General features: G+C 64.3%; 19 protein-coding genes and 1 pseudogene. 15 read left to right on the top strand and 5 right to left on the bottom strand.

What is annotated here, in order from left to right:
• Positions 1-13 precede the first annotated feature (13 nt).
• From GQO94_RS17890 to GQO94_RS17870, 5 genes are read left to right on the top strand one after another with little or no spacing between them, the layout of a single operon-like run.
• Entirely contained in the window at positions 14-1,180 is a 1,167-nt protein-coding gene (locus GQO94_RS17890; RefSeq protein WP_156842772.1) for a PepSY-associated TM helix domain-containing protein, read from the top strand.
• On the top strand, positions 1,177-1,371 hold the full coding sequence (locus tag GQO94_RS17885) for a thiamine pyrophosphate-dependent enzyme (protein ID WP_156842771.1): 195 nt from the start codon (positions 1,177-1,179) through the stop codon (positions 1,369-1,371). The genes GQO94_RS17890 and GQO94_RS17885 overlap by 4 nt, the downstream gene beginning before the upstream one ends.
• Positions 1,372-1,406: 35 nt before the next feature.
• Positions 1,407-2,297, top strand: a complete 891-nt coding sequence (locus GQO94_RS17880) for an alpha/beta fold hydrolase (protein ID WP_156842770.1) — start codon at positions 1,407-1,409, stop codon at positions 2,295-2,297.
• Positions 2,294-3,046 carry a DUF6796 family protein gene (locus GQO94_RS17875; RefSeq protein WP_156842769.1) on the top strand — a complete coding sequence of 251 codons (753 nt, stop codon included), beginning with the start codon at positions 2,294-2,296 and terminating at the stop codon, positions 3,044-3,046. The genes GQO94_RS17880 and GQO94_RS17875 overlap by 4 nt, the downstream gene beginning before the upstream one ends.
• A complete protein-coding gene (locus GQO94_RS17870) occupies positions 3,043-4,278 on the top strand; it encodes an MFS transporter (RefSeq protein ID WP_156842768.1) in 1,236 nt (411 codons plus the stop codon). The genes GQO94_RS17875 and GQO94_RS17870 overlap by 4 nt, the downstream gene beginning before the upstream one ends.
• A 60-nt stretch (positions 4,279-4,338) precedes the next feature.
• Here GQO94_RS17870 and GQO94_RS17865 read toward each other — a convergent pair whose 3' ends face one another.
• Positions 4,339-5,826, bottom strand: coding sequence for a tetratricopeptide repeat protein (locus tag GQO94_RS17865; protein ID WP_156842767.1), 1,488 nt, complete (start codon positions 5,824-5,826; stop codon positions 4,339-4,341).
• A 167-nt stretch (positions 5,827-5,993) separates the two neighbouring features.
• Between GQO94_RS17865 and GQO94_RS17860 the strand changes: the two genes are divergently transcribed.
• Together GQO94_RS17860 and GQO94_RS17855 are read left to right on the top strand one after the other, a co-directional pair.
• Positions 5,994-6,407 (top strand): YbaN family protein, encoded by a 414-nt coding sequence (locus GQO94_RS17860; protein ID WP_156842766.1) that lies wholly within the window; start codon positions 5,994-5,996, stop codon positions 6,405-6,407.
• 60 nt (positions 6,408-6,467) lie between these two features.
• Positions 6,468-6,908 carry a Fur family transcriptional regulator gene (locus GQO94_RS17855; RefSeq protein ID WP_156842765.1) on the top strand — a complete coding sequence of 147 codons (441 nt, stop codon included), beginning with the start codon at positions 6,468-6,470 and terminating at the stop codon, positions 6,906-6,908.
• Between the two features lie 65 nt (positions 6,909-6,973).
• Here the strand turns inward: GQO94_RS17855 and GQO94_RS17850 are convergent, their stop codons facing one another.
• Genes GQO94_RS17850 through GQO94_RS17840 form a run of 3 tightly spaced genes read right to left on the bottom strand, consistent with a single transcriptional unit; the run spans position 6,974 to position 8,291 of the window.
• The gene (locus GQO94_RS17850; RefSeq protein ID WP_156842764.1) at positions 6,974-7,378 is read right to left on the bottom strand and encodes a hypothetical protein; all 405 of its coding nucleotides are present in this window, start codon (positions 7,376-7,378) and stop codon (positions 6,974-6,976) included.
• Complete coding sequence (gene grpE, locus GQO94_RS17845; protein WP_156842763.1) at positions 7,378-8,010, bottom strand: nucleotide exchange factor GrpE; 633 nt, start codon at positions 8,008-8,010, stop codon at positions 7,378-7,380. Before grpE ends, GQO94_RS17850 begins: the two co-directional genes overlap by 1 nt.
• Complete coding sequence (locus tag GQO94_RS17840) at positions 8,007-8,291, bottom strand: hypothetical protein (protein WP_156842762.1); 285 nt, start codon at positions 8,289-8,291, stop codon at positions 8,007-8,009. The genes grpE and GQO94_RS17840 overlap by 4 nt, the downstream gene beginning before the upstream one ends.
• A 402-nt stretch (positions 8,292-8,693) precedes the next feature.
• Here GQO94_RS17840 and GQO94_RS17835 point away from each other — a divergent pair, with 402 nt between their 5' ends.
• The 8 genes from GQO94_RS17835 (at position 8,694) to trxC (ending at position 17,975) form a co-directional block, all read left to right on the top strand.
• The gene (locus GQO94_RS17835) at positions 8,694-10,961 is read left to right on the top strand and encodes an FdhF/YdeP family oxidoreductase (RefSeq protein ID WP_156842761.1); all 2,268 of its coding nucleotides are present in this window, start codon (positions 8,694-8,696) and stop codon (positions 10,959-10,961) included.
• 53 nt (positions 10,962-11,014) lie between these two features.
• Positions 11,015-12,427, top strand: a complete 1,413-nt coding sequence (locus GQO94_RS17830; RefSeq protein ID WP_156842760.1) for a cytochrome ubiquinol oxidase subunit I — start codon at positions 11,015-11,017, stop codon at positions 12,425-12,427.
• Between the two features lie 2 nt (positions 12,428-12,429).
• Positions 12,430-13,434, top strand: coding sequence for a cytochrome d ubiquinol oxidase subunit II (gene cydB / locus GQO94_RS17825; RefSeq protein WP_156842759.1), 1,005 nt, complete (start codon positions 12,430-12,432; stop codon positions 13,432-13,434).
• Positions 13,434-13,550 (top strand): DUF2474 domain-containing protein, encoded by a 117-nt coding sequence (locus GQO94_RS17820; protein WP_156842758.1) that lies wholly within the window; start codon positions 13,434-13,436, stop codon positions 13,548-13,550. Before cydB ends, GQO94_RS17820 begins: the two co-directional genes overlap by 1 nt.
• 82 nt (positions 13,551-13,632) lie before the next feature.
• On the top strand, positions 13,633-15,489 hold the full coding sequence (locus GQO94_RS17815; protein ID WP_408636668.1) for a potassium transporter Kup: 1,857 nt from the start codon (positions 13,633-13,635) through the stop codon (positions 15,487-15,489).
• Between the two features lie 51 nt (positions 15,490-15,540).
• Positions 15,541-16,122 (top strand): DedA family protein, encoded by a 582-nt coding sequence (locus tag GQO94_RS17810; protein ID WP_156842757.1) that lies wholly within the window; start codon positions 15,541-15,543, stop codon positions 16,120-16,122.
• 221 nt (positions 16,123-16,343) lie between these two features.
• Positions 16,344-17,471: a zinc-binding dehydrogenase gene (locus tag GQO94_RS17805; RefSeq protein WP_156842803.1), complete on the top strand. Its 1,128-nt coding sequence runs from the start codon at positions 16,344-16,346 to the stop codon at positions 17,469-17,471.
• A gap of 57 nt (positions 17,472-17,528) precedes the next feature.
• On the top strand, positions 17,529-17,975 hold the full coding sequence (gene trxC, locus GQO94_RS17800; protein ID WP_156842756.1) for a thioredoxin TrxC: 447 nt from the start codon (positions 17,529-17,531) through the stop codon (positions 17,973-17,975).
• 30 nt (positions 17,976-18,005) lie between these two features.
• On the opposite strand, the pseudogene GQO94_RS21105 reads toward trxC, so the two are convergent.
• Positions 18,006-18,118 (bottom strand): annotated as a pseudogene (locus tag GQO94_RS21105) (IS5/IS1182 family transposase); the annotation flags it as partial.

Here is an 18,118-nt window from a genome sequence, read left to right as displayed (position 1 = left end):
GGGGCCGCGAGCGATGGCGCTTTCGCAGACGGGCATCCGGCGATGGTATCTGGTCCACAAGTGGACCAGCATCGTCTGCACGGCATTCCTGCTGATGTTCTGCATCACCGGGCTGCCGCTGATCTTCCATCACGAGATCGACGAGATGACCCGCGCTCCGGCCATGGCAGGACAGGTCGCGGAGCGGCCGGTCAATCTGGATGCGCTCGGCCGGCAGGCGCTCTCGAAGCATCCGGGATGGACGATGATGTTCCTCTCCTGGGATCCCGAGAAGCCGATCATCTATGCGATCGTCGGTCCGAAGGTCGATGCGCCCAACGATCAGGTCGAGATCATCCAGTATGACGCGCGTAACGGCGAACGCCTGGACGCGCCGCCGCTCGACGAAGGCGTCATGGCCTTCCTGCTCGAACTCCATTCGGAACTGCTGCTGGGCATTCCCGGTCAGCTTTTCCTGGGACTGATCGGCGTGGTCTTCCTGGTCGCAGTCGTCTCGGGCGTGGTCGTCTACGCGCCTTTCATGCGCAAGCTGCCTTTCGGCACGGTGCGCAAGGACCGCAGCAAAAGGGTGAAGTGGCTCGACACGCACAACATGATCGGGATCGTCACGCTGGGCTGGGTCAGCGTCGTGGGACTCACCGGCTTCATCATCACGATGACGCTGCCGATCACCATGATCTGGCAGATGGACGAGCTCGCCGAGATGGCGGCGCCCTACAAGGATGCGAAGCCTCCGACGAAGCTCACATCGGTGAATGCGGCCGTGGCCACCGTCAGGGCCGCAGTCCCCGACGGTAAGGTGAGCATCGTCGCCTGGCCGGGCAGCCAGTTCAGCACCAAACACCACTATATGGTCGCGCTCGCGGGCAACACGCCGCTGACCGAGCGGCTGATCAACCCCGCCATGGTCGATGCGGAAACCGGGCGGCTCACCGACGTGCGCGAGATGCCCTGGTATGTGAAGACGCTCTTCCTCTCGGCCCCGCTGCACTTCGGCGACTATGGCGGCCTGCCGCTCAAGATCATCTGGGCATTGCTCGATATCGCGGCGATCGTCGTGCTGGTGAGCGGCCTCTATCTCTGGCTCGGCCGCAGACGCGTGCCGATCGAGAAGCGGTTGGCGGAGCTCCAGTCGGGGGGTGTTGCGGAGACGCAAGCCGTCCCGGAGCCGGCCGAATGACGGCGCGCAAGGGCAACAGCCAGACAGGCTGGCAGATCTTCCGCTGGCCGCTCCTCATGGCGCTGGCCAACGCCATTGGGCTGGTGGCCGCGCTCGTGGGCGACGGCTGGTACGACCTCGTCTCGTGGGTGACCCTGGGCCTCACCCTCATCGTCATCGTCGCCGCCTGGCGAGGGTGGTCCGCGCGATAGCCGCAGATTCCAGGAACAGGCCGGGACCATCGACCATGGATACAGCTCATACCCAAGGCGTCGGCCGCACCGTTCACATCCGGGATGGGCGCTCCCTGTTCCTCATGGAGAAGGGAGCGGCCAGGGAAGGCGAGCCGACGGTCATCTTCGAAGCCGGCATGGCGGCGCCGCGCTCGTCCTGGGGCCTCGTGCAGCCCGCTCTGCCGGACGGGGTCCATAGCGTCGCCTATGATCGCGCTGGCCTCGGCCGCAGCGATCCCGACCCGCAGCCCAGGACCGTCGCCCGCATGGTCGATGATTTCGATGACCTTCTCGATACGCTTGGGTCAGGTCCGTTCATTCTCGTCGCGACCAGCGGCGGCGCGCTCGTCTCCCGGGAAGCCGCGAAGCGACACCCCGAGCGGATCGCCGGGTTGGTGCTGGTCGATCCGACCGATGAGGGCTGCGAGGCGGTGTTTTCAAAGGCCTTCCGCCGCTTCGAGCGCTTCGCCCACCATGTCAGCGTCGCGCTCGCGAGAGTCGGTCTGCTCGAGCGGCTCTACAACGGCTTCCTCCTGCACCTGCCGCCGGACAGTCAGGCCGATTTCCGCAAGGAAGGATTCACCATGGGCGTCATGCGCACGCGCGGCGCCGAGCTGACGGGCATGGTCGGCGAGATGAACGTGTTGCGCGGGAAGCCCGACGAACCCCACGACATGCCGGTGACGGTCATCTCCGGCGCGCTCGCGGACATGGGCATGTCGCAAAAGATCCGGGCTGAAGCCAATGCCGCGCACGCGCGTCGCGCGGCCCTGTCGACGAATGGGCGCCATGTCGTCGCCGCCCATTCGGGTCACATGGTTCCGTTCAGCGAGCCCGAGCTGATCGCCCAGGAAATCATGCGTCTCGTCGATCGATCGCGCATCGAAGCAAGGACAAGCCTATGACGGATATCCAGCGGCTCCGGCTTGTTCGTCTCTGCGGTATCGCGGGCGTGATCGGCGCGATCCTCTGGACGCTCGGCGACGCCCTGATCATCGGGGCCAGGGCAAGCCCCGACGATTATCCGCTGCTCCTGAAGACCTATGCCGATCGCATTCAGTTTGACGGTGTCGCGCTCATGCTTCCATCCTCCGAGGCGCGGCTTGCTGCCGGCGCGCTGGTGGCGGACGCCGGGATCGTCTTCTATCTCGCCGGCTGCTGGCATCTGCTCGAAGGCCTGCGTCCGGCGACGGGCTGGTGGCGCTGGCCGACCTTCGCCCTGCTGGTCGCCGGCAACGCCTGGTCGCCGCTCGGCCATGCGGGCTTCTACTATGTCGGCATGGCCTACAAGACGATCCTCGAAACGCCGGCCGCGGCTCATGGCGCGCTGCTCGATCTCGGCCAGCACTTCTACCATGTCCTGCTCATCGCCTGGCTGATGCCCATCGTGACGCTGGGTCTGGCGCTGCTGCTCCTCGGGATCGTCATCGCGCTGGGCCGTACCGCCTGGCCACGCTGGTTCGCGGCGCTGGCCAATCCCGTCTCGCTGGTCGCGATCGGCATGCTGATCGCGCGCATCCTGCCCGAGCCGACGCACACATGGCTCGACGGCGCCGCGTTCAACCTCGGTTGGCTCGTCGTCTATGCCGTCTCGACGGCGCTGCTCTGGAATGGCGGGCGATCGCCGGTCGCGTCACGGGACGAAACAGCATGACCGAAGCTGCGACAGAGACGCGCGACGAACAAGCGGGGGAGGAAGCATCGGGCGTTTTCAGCATGAAGCCGCTGATGTTCGAGACCTTCGTCTGCTCGATGGCGATGATGTCGTTCGTGGCGCTCGCGGGGCCCATCGCGCGCGTGCTTGGCCTCGAGCCATGGCAGGTCGGCGCGGCGATGACCGCCTCGGGCATCGCCTGGATGATCATGGCGCGCTTCTGGGGCGGCCTCAGCGATCGGCGCGGGCGGCGGCCGATCATCCTCCTGGGGCTCACGGGTTTCGCAGTCAGCTATTTCCTGTTGTCCCTGTTCATCGACCTCGCGCTGCGCACCGCGATGGCGTCGGCCATTGCCTTTGCGGGCCTGGTGCTCGGCCGAGGCATTGCCGGTGTGTTCTACGCCGCGGTACCGGCGACCAGCGCGGCACTCGTCGCCGATCATACGCCGCCCGAGAAACGTGCGAGCGCCATGGCCGCGATCGGCGCCTCGAGCGCGGCGGGCATGGTCATCGGGCCCGGCTTTGCCGGGCTTGTCGGGCCGATCAGCCTCAGCCTGCCGCTCTACGTCACCGCCGCCCTGCCGGCTATCGCCCTCGTTGTGCTCTGGCGCGTGCTACCGAAGGTCGAACATCATACGCCGCCCAAGAGCGAACCGGTGCGCCTTGCCGACAAGCGGCTGCGCAGGCCGATCGCGGTCGCCTTCGTCGGCGCGTTCAGCGTGGCGGTCGCGCAGATAACGGTCGGCTTCTTCGCGCTCGATCGCCTGCATCTCGATCCTGCCCATGCCGCCCATGCCGCCGGCATCGCGCTCGCCGTCGTCGGCGTGGCGCTCGTTTGCGCACAGATCGTGCTGCGCAAGCTAGGTTGGCCGCCCGAGCGGCTCATCCGCATCGGCGCGGTAATCTCGGCGATCGGTTTTGCCAGCGTCATGCTGGCCACCCAGGCGCCGATCCTCTGGGCCGCCTATGCGGTGGCGGCGTTCGGCATGGGCTGGGTCTATCCTTCGATCTCCGCGCTTGCCGCAAACGCGGTCGAAGCGCACGAACAGGGCGCGGCGGCCGGGTCGGTCGCAGCGGCGCAGGGCCTCGGTATCATCGTCGGACCGATCGCCGGCACAGCGCTCTACGGGCTCGACAATGGGCTGCCGTTTGCGTTCATCGCGGCGATGCTGGTCGGCGCCGGCCTGTGGCGGACCCGCTCCTTCGCGCCGGAAGGTGAAGTGAGCGGATAGACCGACGGCGCAATATACTCTTGGCAGTCCATCGAAGCGTGGCCTTGCGCGAGCGGCCCGTCAGGTGGCCGGCGGTTGCGTTGTGCCGGTCCCGGCTTGCTCGGCCCGGACGCGCTCGAGCAGCGTGCGGGCGCGCTCCACATTGCCGCCATGAGGATTGGTCGCAATGGGAAGCAAGGCCCCCTCCGCCTCTCTGTAGCGGTGACGGGAAATCAAGACCGTCGCTGCATCGATCGCGATGTCGCCGACCAGCGGCGCCAGTTCGTGCGCCTTCATGAGGTCGGCGAGGGTCTCATCGGATGCGGTAGCGGTCGGCGGGGCGGTTTGTGCGAGACGATAGAGCGCCGTGTAATAGGCCGGATCGGCTTCAGTCGCCCGGGCAAACCATGGTCGGGCCGCCGCGAACCGGGCGTCACGGATGGCAGCGTCCTTTCGGCCGCTGTAGAAGTCCGCAACGCCGCGGAAGTAGAGGAGCTCGGCGTCGCCGGGCGCGGCCTGCAAGAGGCGATCGATCATCACAACCCCTGCGGCCCGGTCGCCGGAATTGATCTCGGCGCGGGCGAGCACGCGCTGCGCATAAAGATCGTCGGGATAGCGCGCGGCCGCCGTCCGTATCGTTGCGATCGTCCGGCTCTCGAGGGCCGGATCGGCTATCCCCAGCATCAGCGCGGCATGCGGGAGGAGCAGGTCGTCGGCGGCCGGTGACAGTGACCGCACCGCAACCGTGACATCCGCTCCTGCAGGGCGCGCGATCACGCCGTAGGCGATACGCCCGTTCATGTAGCGCTTCAGCTCGGTCTCGAATCCCTGATGATCGATGCCGAAAGCCATCTTGAAAGCCTCGGCTTCGTCGCCCCCGCGGTGAAGGCTCGCGAAATAGCGCGTCAGCGCCTCACGGCGCTCCGGCGCGGCGAACAGATAATGCACGATGAGCCAGCTCTCGGCATAGAACTGGGCCACCTGCTCGCGGCTGAGACCGCTGAGACGGTCGGCGAAGATACGCTCCACCGGGAACCACTGGCCGCGAAGCAGGGTGATTGCGCGGCCGGGATTGTAGCGGCCGATCTCGACCCGATCGGAGAGGAGCTGCGCGGTCATGACATATTCCGCGAAGCCTTCGCTGTACCAGGCGGGATAATAGGCCGGGTAGTAGCGCGCCGCGAAATGATGGGCATATTCGTGGAAGAGGACTTCCTCGCCGCCGAGCCCTGGGCGATCGCCGCGAACCGCGAAGACCGCGGTGCCGCCGACCCGGGCCTGATAGAAACCGAGCACGGCGGGCGGGACGTTCGCCACCTGGCGCAGTTTCTCGTTGGAGCTGACCAGATAGACCTTGAGCGGGTTCGCCGAAGGCGGTGCGGTCGTCCCTGTCAGCGTCCGCAGGAGATGGTCATAGTCCTCAAGCTGTTGGACCGATCGCCGCAAGCCGTCTTCCCCGCCGTCGCTATAGACGATGAAATTGGGGGAGCGGGCTTCAAGCCATTTCGCCTGGGCGGGGCCCGCCATCAGCCCTGTGAAGGCGAGCAGACATATCAGTAAAATCCGCACCCCGGCTCCTTCATGATCGAGCGCGCCACTTGGAATAGCCTTTGTGGCGCGAAAGCGTCCCCGCACGCCTAACCCAGTTGCGAACGATTATCAATTTGGGCGACCGGATTTGGGAACTATGATATCGAGGGCTTTGGGCGAACCGCCGATGGGCCGAAAGGCGGCGCATGAGTGATGGAGATAGACCTGAGCGCGGCTCTCGCCGCCACCATCTGACGCGGGGGGTCTGGCTGCTTTTGGGCTGCGTGTTCGTGGCGCTCGGCTTTATCGGGGCGCTTCTTCCCCTGATGCCCACCACCATCTTCCTCATCCTCGCGGCCGGCTGCTTCGCCCGTTCCTCGCCCCGCCTTGAAGCCTGGCTCCTCAACCATCCGCGCTTTGGTCCCACGCTCCGCGCCTGGCGCGCGGAGGGGGCAATCGGCCGCAGGGCTAAGATCGCCGCCTGCAGCGGGATCGCCCTTGGCTACGCGCTGTTCTGGCTGGGCGCTCGGCCGAGCCTCAAGATTGATCTGATTGTTGGCCTCGCGATGGCCGCCTGCGCTGCTTATATCCTGACGCGGCCATCGCCTGATCGAGGCTGAGGCCATTCGGGAAATCGGGAAGGAATGCTGGAGGCGTGGCCTGACAAGAGGGGTGGATCGGTGAAGCACAAGATCGACATAGAGGCTCTGTGCCATGAGAAGGGGCTGAGGATCACCGAGCAGCGCCGGATCGTCGCGCGGGTGCTTTCCGATGCCGAAGATCATCCCGACGTCGAGACATTGCATCAGCGGGTCGCGGCGATCGACCCCTCGGTTTCCATCGCCACCGTTTACCGCACCGTTCGCTTGTTCGAAGAAGCCGGCGTGCTGGACCGCCATGAGTTTGGGGATGGGCGGTCTCGCTACGAGGCGGCGCCCGACGCTCATCATGACCATCTCATCGACGTCGAGAACGGCCGCGTCATCGAATTCGTGGACCCCGAACTTGAGCAGCTTCAGCGCGCGATCGCCGAACGGCTTGGTTTCCGGCTCGTCGACCATCGGCTGGAACTCTATGGCGTCAGACGAACCCCGGAGGATGACAAGCCGGATGACGAATAGTCTCTCGTCGCCGCAGTGGCCCCCGATCCGGCGGACAGGGTCTGCCTTTCGATCCTGGTGCGCGTTCAGCGCAACAGGCTATTCGCCACGTCCTGATATCGCTTCGGATGAAGCCCGTCGCGAGAGGGGAACCGCAGCATATCGAGCGTCTCGTCCCGAAATCTGGCGGCCACCGAGCTCACGACATAGAAGCGAGGGCGCGAATAGGGCAGAAGCCAGATAACCCGCCGCGAGGTGATGGATGCCCTAATGCGTGTGAGCCGCGCCGATAGCACGTCGTCGGGCATGTCGTTGGAGCCGATTGCAATTACCGTGACGCCGAAAGATCGGGCTGGCTTGCGCCACGCCTCAATCTGCCTGGCCGTCGCACCCTCGGTGGCGACGACCGTGCATGGCCGCGCGAGGCGGGCATTGGTGAACTGAGCGGTGCCAACCGCGAGGCTATCCCCCAGAAAGAGGCATTCGAACATCAGGCTCCAGAGGGTCCGGCGCCGCTCGACACCCCTACCTTGGCGGGCCGCAACGCGCGGGTGCCGATGGCATAGCCGGGACTGATCACTTGCGTGACGTGGCCGGCGGGCGTCTTGGCATCGGGCACTTCGAACATGGCCTCGTGGTAGTTGGGATCGAAGCGTTCGCCGACCGGGTCTAGCTTCTTGACCCCGTGACGTTCGAGCGAACGTAGCATTTCCTTCTCGGTCAGGCCAACGCCCTCGACCAGCGTCTTCAGGGCGGCCGCGCTGTCGGCGGCGCCTTGAGGGACGCTGGAGACCGCGCGCTCGAGATTGTCGGCGACGCCAATCATGTCCCGCGCGAAATTGCTGATCGCGAATTGCCGCGCGTCGCTCACGTCACGCTCGGCCCGGCGCCTGACATTCTCGACCTCCGCGAGCGCGCGCAGGAGCCGGTCCTTCAGGCTGGCGACCTCGCTCTCTTGCTGGGCGACCGGATTGTCGCCCTGCGGTGAGGGGGCATCCGCTCCGGACGCGGCGGCTTCCTGGCCCTCGGCATGAGGCGAGGGCGTCTGGCCAGGTTCGGCATGGCGGTCGGGTGCCGCCGGCGATGAGGCGGTCTGGTCGTGTCCCTTATTCTCTCCGGTCATGGCGCTTTCTCTCGATTGTCGGTGCTTCCAGCGGAACTGTATCGGTCGATATGTTGCTCGATATCGGCCAGATCGGTGTCGGCGACGAGATAGAGCTCGTCTTTCCTGAAATAGGCGCGGGCGCGTTTGACCTCATCTTCGGGCGGCTTCTGCGTGCCGAAGCGTTTGGGCCAGCTTTCGTTGACGAACCGCACAAGCTCCGACCAGGCGTCGCTGACGCTGTCGTGGAAGGCAAGCATGGGCAGGCCCTCGTGCATGATAAACAGGAACGTGACGTGCATGCGCTATCCTAGTTGCGGCCGACGGTTTGGGTCGGCGCGAGGTGGCATCGTGTCCCTGATTGTAGAGAGGAGGCAGATGAGCTCTCCATATTTTGGGTCACCTGCTCCCATCGGGAAATACTGTCCGTTTCGATTAGCCAGACTGACCGATCATCGAAGCAGCAGACCAATTGACGCCTTCATCGAGTCGATCGCCAGGACCACCCAGGTAGCCGGCGACAGAAGCTGAAGAGCAAGCGCCGTGCCAATCGATGAAGAAAGCAAAATCAGCCGTTTGGAGATGATTTGACAAGGTGGGGCGGACATTTTGTCCAAAGGCGACGGACGCAATGTCCGTGGAAAACAGGGGCCCGTCGTGCTTAATTACAGGGGTGTTTTCAGACTTATTGGACGTAGCTCATCATGGCTGACGAAAATCTTCGCTTCAAGCCCTATGACCATCCTGCCGGAGGTTGGGGCGCGGCCGCTGCGACCGCCAAGGTGCTCCTCGAACAGAGCGTCGTCACGAAGGGATCGCGCGCACTTCTCGCGATGAATCAGCCGGGCGGTTTCAAATGCCCGAGCTGTGCCTTTCCCGATGCCGACTGCAAGAAAACGCTCGAATTCTGCGAGAACGGCGCGAAGGCGCTGGCGCATGAGGCGACCAAGTTCCGGGTTACGCGCGAGTTCTTCGCCCAGCATACTGTCACCGAGCTGATGGAGAAGTCGGATTACTGGCTCGAGATGCAGGGCCGCCTCACCGAGCCCATGCGCTACGACGCCAAGAGCGACAAATATCTGCCCTGCTCCTGGGATGAAGCCTTCGCCCTGATCGGAAAGCATCTACTAGCGCTCGACAGCCCGCACGAAGCCGAGTTCTACACGTCGGGCCGCACGCCGAACGAGGCCGCCTTCCTCTATTCTATCCTGGTGCGCCAGTTCGGCACCAACAACTTCCCCGATTGCTCGAACATGTGTCACGAGCCGACGAGCCGCGGGCTCCCGCCGGCAATCGGCGTGGGCAAGGGCACCGTCATTCTCGAGGACTTTGAGCATGCGGATGCGATCTTCGTCATTGGCCAGAACACGGGCACCAATTCCCCGCGGATGATGACCAACCTTGTCGAAGCGCGTAAGCGCGGCGTCCCCATCGTCGCAGTCAACCCGATGCCCGAACGCGCGCTCATCAAGTTCACCGAACCGCAGGATGTGATTCAGATGGCGACCTTCGGCTCGACGCCGATCGCCAGCGAGTTCGTGCATATCAAGATCGGCGGCGATCTGGCGCTGCTGAAGGGCATGATGAAAGTCATGTTCGAGCGCGAGGCCAAGGGCGAGAAGATCCTCGATCATGCCTTCCTCGCCGAGCATACGCTCGGCATGGAAGCCGTGCGCGACGAGGTGATGACGCTCGACTGGGCGGACCTCGTTGCCCATTCCGGCATCGAGGAAGCGCAGATCCGGCGCTGCGCCGAAATCTATATCCGCTCGAAGGCGACCATCATCTGCTACGGCATGGGCCTTACCCAGCACCAGCTGGGGTCCCAGCTCCTCCAGCAGGTTGCAAATATCCTCCTGCTCAAGGGCAATTACGGGAGGCCGGGCGCGGGCATCTCGCCCATTCGCGGCCATTCAAACGTCCAGGGCGACCGCACGGTCGGCATCGACGAGAAGCCGACCCAGGTCTATCTCGACCGGGTCCGCGACGTTTTCGGTTTCGAGCCGCCGCGCGAGCATGGCCATCACACGGTCGAGTCCGTCGAAGCGATGCTGCATGGCACCGCCAAAGTGTTCATCGGCATGGGCGGCAATTTCGTCCGAGCCGTGCCCGACACCGACATCGCCTATTCGGCGATGCGCAAGCTCAACCTGACCGTCGGCATCGCCACCAAGCTCAATCGCGGCCACCTGGTCCATGGCAAGGATGCGCTCATCCTGCCCGTGGTCGCGCGCTCCGAGCGGATCGAGACCTCGGCCGGCGAACAGTTCGTCACCATCGAGGACTCCATGTCGAACGTGACCGCGTCGCGCGGCGTCCTGACGCCGGCGAGCGAGCATTGCATGCCCGAGGTCGAGATCGTCTGCCGCATGGCGATGGCCGCGCTTCCCGAGAGCAAGATACCCTGGGAATCCTACATTCACGACTACAGCCTGATCCGCGACAAGATCGCCGCAGTCTATCCCGAGATCTACGCGGATTTCTCGGAGCGGATCAAGGATCCCAAGGGCTTCCATCTCGATGTCGCGCCGCGGCGCCTGGTCTGGCTCACGCCCACGGGCAAGGCCAATTTCCTGGTGCTGCCCGGTCTCGACGTCAACACGCCGATCGACGATCCGACCATGTTGCGCCTCGCGACCGTCCGCTCGCATGACCAGTTCAACACGACGATCTACAGCTACAACGACCGTTATCGGGGCGTCTACAATGACCGGATGGTCCTCTTCATGAACGAGGATGACCGTATCGCACGCGGCCTCGAACCCCGAGCGACCGTCGCGCTGGAGACGATCAGCACCGACGGTATCAAGCGGCGCGTCGATGCGCTCACGGTGATCGACTATCCGATGCCGCGCGGCGCGATCGCGGGCTATTATCCGGAACTAAATCCGCTTCTACCGCTCGACTATTATGATCGCATCAGCGGCACGCCGGCCGCCAAGTCGATCCCGGTCCGGGTCGTGGCGGCGTGAGCCAGCAAAGCGCCGCCATCGCATAGTCTGAGACGAAAACAGGGGGAGGCAGAGTGTTCGCGGATCTTGACCCAGTGATCCTTGCCCGGGCGCAGTTCGCGTTCACGGTCTCCTTCCACTTCATCTTTCCGGCCTTCTCGATCGGACTGGCGAGCTATCTCATGGTGCTCGAGGGCCTGTGGCTGAGGACGGGAAAGGGCGTCTACGCCAATCTCTATCGCTACTGGCTGAAGATCTTCGCGGTCGCTTTCGGCATGGGCGTCGTCTCCGGTGTCGTCATGTCCTACCAGTTCGGCACCAACTGGTCGGTCTTCTCGACAAAGGCGGGGCCTGTCATCGGTCCGCTCATGGCCTATGAGGTGCTGACCGCCTTCTTCCTGGAGGCCGGATTCCTCGGCGTCATGCTGTTCGGCATCAACAAGGTGGGCAAGGGCCTGCATTTCTTCGCGACTTGCATGGTGGCGCTCGGCACGATGATCTCCGCCACATGGATCATCTCGGTCAACAGCTGGATGCAGACGCCGACGGGCTATGCGATCAACGCGAAGGGGCAATTTGTACCGGCGGGTTCCTGGCTCGACATCATCTTCAATCCGAGCTTCCCCTTTCGGCTCGTCCACACGGTCATCGCGGCCTACTTGACGACGGCCCTCGTGGTCGGCGCGGTCGGCGCCTGGCACCTGCTGAAGAACCGGCAGAATCTGGGCGCACGGACCATGTTCTCCATGGCGATGTGGATGGCGGCGATCGTGACTCCCATCCAGATTTTCGCTGGCGACGCACATGGTCTCAACACGCTCGAGCATCAGCCGGTCAAGGTGCTGGCCATGGAAGGCCATTACGAGGCCAGCCCTGAAGGCGCCTCGCTCATCCTGTTCGGCCTGCCGAGCAATGAAGATGAGCGTGTCCACTACGAGCTGGCCGTACCGCGTCTGGGCTCACTGATCCTCAAGCATGATCCGAATGCCCCGCTTCCGGGCCTCAAGGACTATCCGAAGGACCGATGGCCGCCGACCCCGATCGTTTTCTGGTCCTTCCGGATCATGGTGGGGCTGGGCTTTGCGATGCTCGGGCTGGGATTGTGGAGCCTGCTCGCGAGAGTGCGCAAGAAGCTCTACGACTGGACCTGGCTGCATCGGGCGGCCGTGGCGATGGGCCCTGCCGGTTTCGTCGCGGTCATCGCGGGCTGGGTGACGACAGAGGTCGGACGGCAACCCTTCACCGTCTATGGTCTCCTGCGAACGGCTGAATCGCACTCTCCCTTGGCTGCCCCTGCGGTTGCGGCCTCGCTGCTCGCCTTCATCGTCGTCTATTTCGGCGCCTTTGGTGCGGGCACGATGTATGTTCTCAAAATGATGGCAAAGCCGCCAAGCGCGGACGAGCCTGAGCCGGCAAAGGTCCCGCAGCGGGCGGCAGGCATCACCCCCGCGGCCGGGGTCGCCGCTGCCCCTCAGCGGAGAGCATAGCGATGGAGCATATCGACCTCACCATCGTCTGGGCGGGCATCATCGGCTTCGCGGTCTGCGCCTATGTGGTGATGGACGGCTTCGATCTCGGCATCGGCATCCTGTTTCCGATCTATTCGGTCGGAGAGGAGCGCGACCAGGCCATGAATTCGATCGCGCCGGTATGGGACGGCAACGAGACCTGGCTGGTGCTGGGCGGGGGAGGGCTGTTCGCCGCCTTTCCGCTGGCATACGCCATCATCCTGCCGGCAACCTATCCCCTCATGATCGCGATGCTCCTGGGGCTCGTGTTCCGCGGCGTGGCATTCGAGTTCCGGTGGCGCGATCCGCGGCATCGGCCCTTCTGGGATATGGCCTTTTCGCTCGGGTCGGTGGTCGCCGCGCTTGCGCAGGGAATCACGCTCGGCGCGATCCTGCAGGGCATTCATGTCCAGAATGACGCTTATGCGGGCGGATGGCTGGACTGGCTGAGCCCGTTCAGTCTCCTCACCGGCGTGGCGGTCGTGATCGGCTATGCGCTGCTCGGCGCGACATGGCTGATCTGGCGGACCGAATATCGAAGCCAGCAACGCGCGCGCCATCTGGCCCTGCCGCTCGGTGTCGCCACGCTGCTGGCGCTCGCCGCCGTGAGCCTGGCCACGCCCTTTCTCGCCTATGACTATTGGCGGCGCTGGTTCACGATGCCGGGCGTCCTGCTGACGGCGCAGGTGCCGCTGCTGGTGCTTATCTGCTCGGCGGCGTTCTTCTGGGGTCTGAAACGCGGATATGAACGTCTGCCTTTCCTCATGGCGCTCGCCCTTTTCCTTCTCGGCTTCATCGGGCTGGGGATCAGCATTTTCCCCTATGCCGTGCCGCGCGCGGTGACGATCTGGGATGCGGCCGCGCCCTATCAGAGCCAGCTCTTCATGCTCGTGGGCTCGGTGGTGATCATTCCGACCATCATCGCCTATACGGGCTGGGCCTATTGGGTCTTCCGAGGCAAGGCCGGTACCCACGGCTATCACTGATGGGCGATGAGGCCCCCTTCATCAAGCGATTGGCCTGGATGGTTGCGATCTGGGCGGGCAGCGTTCTGGCCCTGGGCATCGTGGCCGGGGTCATTCGCCTCGTCCTGAAGCCTTGAGCCGGGCCTGGAGGTGGCCTCGCCTGAGACCGTCAGTCCCCCGGTCCCGCCGGTAACGGGCAGTTCGTCGGGAAAGCGTGCCCTGCCTCTCCTGGCGCTGACCGCCTTGGGCGTTGTTTACGGCGATATCGGGACCAGCCCGCTTTATGCATTCAAGGTCGCGCTCGCCGCCGGCGTGAAATCCGGTCTTGGCCCCGCTCATGCAGCGGCCGGTATCGCCTCGCTCATCATCTGGTCGCTCGTCGTCATCGTCTCGATCAAATATGCGCTCCTGATCCTGCGCGCGGACAATCGGGGGGAAGGGGGCGTCGTCGCTATGCTGGCGCTCCTCGGCATCACGTCCGGCACGCCAAACAGGCGCGGCGCCGCCTTACTCGTGCTGGGCCTCGTCGGTGCCGCTCTGCTCTATGGAGACGGCGCGATCACCCCCGCCATATCGGTGCTGAGCGCGGTCGAGGGGCTGAAGGTCGATGCGCCCATGCTCGGCCACGCCGTCGTTCCCCTGACGCTGGTAATCCTGCTCGCGCTCTTCTTTGTCCAGTCGAAGGGCACGGGGTTCATCGGCAGGATCTTCGGCCCGGTCATGCTCTGCTGGTTCGTCGCGATCGCGGTCTTGGGCGTAGCCGCGATCGCGCGCCATCCCGCGATATTGACGGCAGTGCTGCCGACGCACGCGGTCGGGTTTTTGATCGGCGCGCCGATCGAGGTGAGCTTCGGCGTCATGGGCGCGGTGTTTCTGGCCGTGACGGGCGGCGAGGCAATGTACGCCGACATGGGCCATTTCGGTCGAGGCGCGATCCGGGCCGCCTGGTTCGTGGTCGCGCTTCCCGCGCTGGTCCTGAACTATCTTGGGCAGGCTGCGTCCGTCGCCAGCGATCCCGGCGCGACTTCCAGCCCGTTCTACAGCCTCGCCCCGTCCTGGGCGCATTATCCCCTGGTGGCCTTCGCGACAGTCGCCACCATTATCGCTTCGCAGGCGATCATCTCGGGCGCGTTCTCCCTGACGCACCAGTCGGTCCAGCTCGGCTTTCTGCCGCGGCTGGCGATCTTCCACACCACGCGCGATGAACGCGGGCAAATCTACGTGCCGACGGTCAACTGGCTGCTCGCCGCCGCGACAATTGCGGCCGTGCTGATATTCGAGACGTCCGATGCCCTCGCGGGAGCCTATGGCATCGCGGTTTCCGGTCTGATGGCCATCTCCACTTTCCTCGCGGCTCTGGTCGCGCGCAAATGGGGATTCCCGCTGCTCGTGGTCCTCGCGGTCAACGGTCTCTTCATGGCGGTGGACCTGTTCTTCTTCGGCGCCAATGCGGTGAAGCTTTTCGAGGGTGGCTGGTATCCCCTGACGATCGCGGGCGTGATCGCCTTCCTCATGCTGACCTGGCGCCGGGGTGTTCAGCTCGTCGATATTGCAAGGGCGCAGCGCCGGATCGAGGAGGCCCAATTCATCGCGGCGCTCGAAGCGAAATCGGTGATCCGGATCAGCGGCACCGCAGCGTTCCTTTCGGCCGTGCGCAGCGGAATTCCGCTCTCGCTCGCGACGCACCTTAGGCACAACAAGGCCTTGCAGGACACCGTGCTGCTGGTCTCGGTGGTGACCGAAGAAGTGCCGGTGGTGGATCCGGAAAATCGCGCCGAAGTGCATGTGCTGAGCGCCGGCTTCGAGCGCGTGATCCTTCGGTTCGGTTTCATGGAGAGCCCGGATATCCCCGCCGGGCTGCGCTGCGCCAGAACCTGCGCATCGGCTGCCGATCTGGCGGATGCGACCTACTATATCGGGCACGAGACGGTCATCGCCGACCAGAAGGTGCGCGGCATGGCCAAGCTGCGCGAGTCCATCTTCGTCTGGATGCAGCGCAACGTGACCCCGACGGGGGCTTCGTTCGGTATCCCTTCGGAGAGCCTTGTCGAACTCGGAACGGAAATCCGCATCTGAGACGCCGTGGGATTTCGCCGCTTTTTTCAATATTTGAGGGCAGAAACGTGCATGTCGATCGAGCTGCTGTTCGTGCGCTACGGGGTGATCGCCATCCTTCTGGGAGCAGGGCTCGAGGGTGAAGCAACCGTCGTTGCCGGAGGGATACTGGCGCATCGCCATCTCATCCCGCTATGGGAAGCCGTGGCGGCCGCCTCCGCCGGCTCCTTCATCATTGATCAGGCCTGGTTCTTCCTCGGGCGGCATTGCCAGCATTATGCCTGGGTGCAGAAGGCTATGCGGCGGCCCACATTCGAACGGGCCACCGCACTTCTCGAGCGGCACCCGAGGGCCTTCATATTCGGCTTTCGCTTCGCCTACGGCCTGAGGATGATCAGTCCGATCGCGATCGGGGCCAGCCACGTCCCGGTCAGGACGTTCGTTCCTCTCAATGCCTGTGCTGCGCTTCTTTGGGGGACCGCATTCACTCTCATCGGCTATGTGTTCGGGCAAGCATTCTCCGGTCTCTTCCGCGAAATCGGGCATGCCGCGCTTTATGCGGTGGCGATCGTGCTGGGCGTGGCACTCGCGCTCGGGATCGTGGCGCGCGTCAGCCACCGCACTCTCGCATCGCTATGGCGTCGCCCGAAGTGACGGATGCCTTTTCCACGGCGATACAGGCGTAGGACATTGTGTCCGCTCCGGGACGGACAAGCTGTCGGTGCGATCCCCACTCGCCTCCGGCAGACCTCAGCATTTGGCCGGTTTCCCGATTGGCACGTCTATTGCTGCCGTTCATTTCATACATGCGAAGCCGAGACGGACACAGCATTGACGTGGCCACCGGCGTCCTCACTGCATCTCTGGAGAGAACCATGTCGCTCACTGGACGAGAGATCGGGTCAACCATCGACGAAGATGGCACAATCACAATAGCGGTGAGAGAGGTCTCCGTTGCGGATCCGGGCGATGACGAGATTGTCGTCCGGGTGGAGGCGACCCCGATCAATCCCAGTGATCTTTTCCTGCTACTTGGGCCGGCCGACGTCGCGACCCTGACCCCCGGTGGAAGCGCCGAATACCCGACCCTCTCGGGCAAAATTCCTCCCGCGAGGCTAGCAGGAGTTGGAGGCAGGCTCGGGATCACGATGCCGGTTGGCAATGAAGGGGCCGGCGTTGTCGTCGCGGCAGGAAGGAACGTGGCCACCCTCATGGGCAAGCGGGTCGGGATGGTGGGAGGCGCGATGTTTGCCGACTACCGCAAGATCGCCGCCAAGGACGTCGTGGTCCTTCCCGACGGCGCGACCGCAGCGAATGGCGCCTCCATGTTCGTAAATCCGCTGACGGCGCTCGGCTTCGTGGAAACCATGAAGCGGGATGGACATCACGCGATCGTCCACACCGCCGCGGCGTCGAACCTCGGCCAGATGCTTCTCAAGGTCTGTCTCAAGGACGGCATTCCGCTCGTCAATATCGTGCGGTCCCAGGAACAGGTCGACCTGCTGCGAGGTCTTGGTGCGACGCATGTTCTGAACAGCAAGGCAGAGGGGTTTCTGGACGAGCTGGCCCAGGCGCTGCGGGAGACGGGCGCCACGATCGCCTTTGACGCGATCGGCGGCGGGGACCTTGGAGACGAGGTGCTCCAGGCCATGGAGCGGGTCGCCGTGGAGAGCATGACCGAATATAATCGCTACGGGTCAGAGACGTTCAAGCAGCTCTACATCTATGGCGCGCTCGATCTGGCGGCGACGACGTTGAATCGGCCTGCCCTAGGGTTCCTGTGGAGCGTTTCCGGTTGGCTCCTTTTTCCCTTCCTGCGCAAGGCAGGACCGGAGGTGGCGGCACGCCTGCGCCAGCGCATCGTGGAGGAGCTGCAGACGACCTTTGCGAGCCACTATACGAGGATCATCGGCCTGGCTGAGGCGCTCCGACCCGATGTCGTGAGCGCCTATGTACGCAAGGCGACCGGCGAGAAATTCCTTATCGACCCCGTCAAGGGTTGAGTGTCAGGGTGCAGCGGCGGTCGGCGGCAAAGGGACGAACTGGAAAGGCAGGGACAGATGACGACGGATGCGGCAAAGATCATTCGGTGCCCGGTCTGCGCGACCGGCAACCGCATTCCGCTCGAACGCGCCATGACCGAAGGCAAGTGCGGAAAGTGCGGATCGCCGCTCTTCAAGCATGAACCGATCGTGCTGACCGCCGCGAATTTCGACGCGCATGCCGCCAGGAGCGATATCCCGTTGCTGGTCGACTTCTGGGCGACATGGTGCGGTCCCTGCCGTGTGATGGGACCGGCATTCGCGTCAGCTGCGCAAACGCTGGAGCCGGCGATGCGCCTCGGCAAGCTCGACACCGAAGCCGAGCAGACCATCGCCCATCGTTATTCGGTTCAGTCGATACCGACGCTGATCCTGTTCTTCCATGGGCGGGAGCTGGGCCGGCACAGCGGGGCGATACCTCCCGCGACGATTATCTCCTGGGCGCGCAAGACCGCAGGCGTCTAGTCTTCCGGGAAAAGAGCAGCCTAGAGGTTGTTATGAACCTGTAGCGATTGCGGCGGCCTGTTTCATCATGAGGCAGGCGAAGGCGACGACATGCAGTCCGGCCAGTGTCTGTGCATATCGCTCATAGTCTTTGACGAGGCGGC

The organism is Novosphingobium aquimarinum, assembly GCF_009746585.1.
Taxonomy (GTDB): domain Bacteria; phylum Pseudomonadota; class Alphaproteobacteria; order Sphingomonadales; family Sphingomonadaceae; genus Novosphingobium; species Novosphingobium aquimarinum.
The sequence above is the reverse complement of the archived record's forward strand: the minus strand, read 5'-3'. Positions and strand labels throughout refer to the sequence as shown.

Excerpts from the sequence above, each read along its gene's own strand:
- GQO94_RS17890 (WP_156842772.1), top strand. The coding sequence starts at position 14 with ATGGCGCTTTCGCAGACGGGCATCCGGCGATGGTATCTGGTCCACAAG.
- GQO94_RS17885 (WP_156842771.1), top strand. The coding sequence starts at position 1,177 with ATGACGGCGCGCAAGGGCAACAGCCAGACAGGCTGGCAGATCTTCCGC.
- GQO94_RS17880 (WP_156842770.1), top strand. The coding sequence starts at position 1,407 with ATGGATACAGCTCATACCCAAGGCGTCGGCCGCACCGTTCACATCCGG.
- GQO94_RS17875 (WP_156842769.1), top strand. The coding sequence starts at position 2,294 with ATGACGGATATCCAGCGGCTCCGGCTTGTTCGTCTCTGCGGTATCGCG.
- GQO94_RS17870 (WP_156842768.1), top strand. The coding sequence starts at position 3,043 with ATGACCGAAGCTGCGACAGAGACGCGCGACGAACAAGCGGGGGAGGAA.
- GQO94_RS17860 (WP_156842766.1), top strand. The coding sequence starts at position 5,994 with ATGAGTGATGGAGATAGACCTGAGCGCGGCTCTCGCCGCCACCATCTG.
- GQO94_RS17850 (WP_156842764.1), bottom strand. The coding sequence starts at position 7,378 with ATGTTCGAATGCCTCTTTCTGGGGGATAGCCTCGCGGTTGGCACCGCT.
- grpE (WP_156842763.1), bottom strand. The coding sequence starts at position 8,010 with ATGACCGGAGAGAATAAGGGACACGACCAGACCGCCTCATCGCCGGCG.
- GQO94_RS17840 (WP_156842762.1), bottom strand. The coding sequence starts at position 8,291 with ATGCACGTCACGTTCCTGTTTATCATGCACGAGGGCCTGCCCATGCTT.
- GQO94_RS17835 (WP_156842761.1), top strand. The coding sequence starts at position 8,694 with ATGGCTGACGAAAATCTTCGCTTCAAGCCCTATGACCATCCTGCCGGA.
- cydB (WP_156842759.1), top strand. The coding sequence starts at position 12,430 with ATGGAGCATATCGACCTCACCATCGTCTGGGCGGGCATCATCGGCTTC.
- GQO94_RS17820 (WP_156842758.1), top strand. The coding sequence starts at position 13,434 with ATGGGCGATGAGGCCCCCTTCATCAAGCGATTGGCCTGGATGGTTGCG.
- GQO94_RS17810 (WP_156842757.1), top strand. The coding sequence starts at position 15,541 with ATGTCGATCGAGCTGCTGTTCGTGCGCTACGGGGTGATCGCCATCCTT.
- GQO94_RS17805 (WP_156842803.1), top strand. The coding sequence starts at position 16,344 with ATGTCGCTCACTGGACGAGAGATCGGGTCAACCATCGACGAAGATGGC.
- trxC (WP_156842756.1), top strand. The coding sequence starts at position 17,529 with ATGACGACGGATGCGGCAAAGATCATTCGGTGCCCGGTCTGCGCGACC.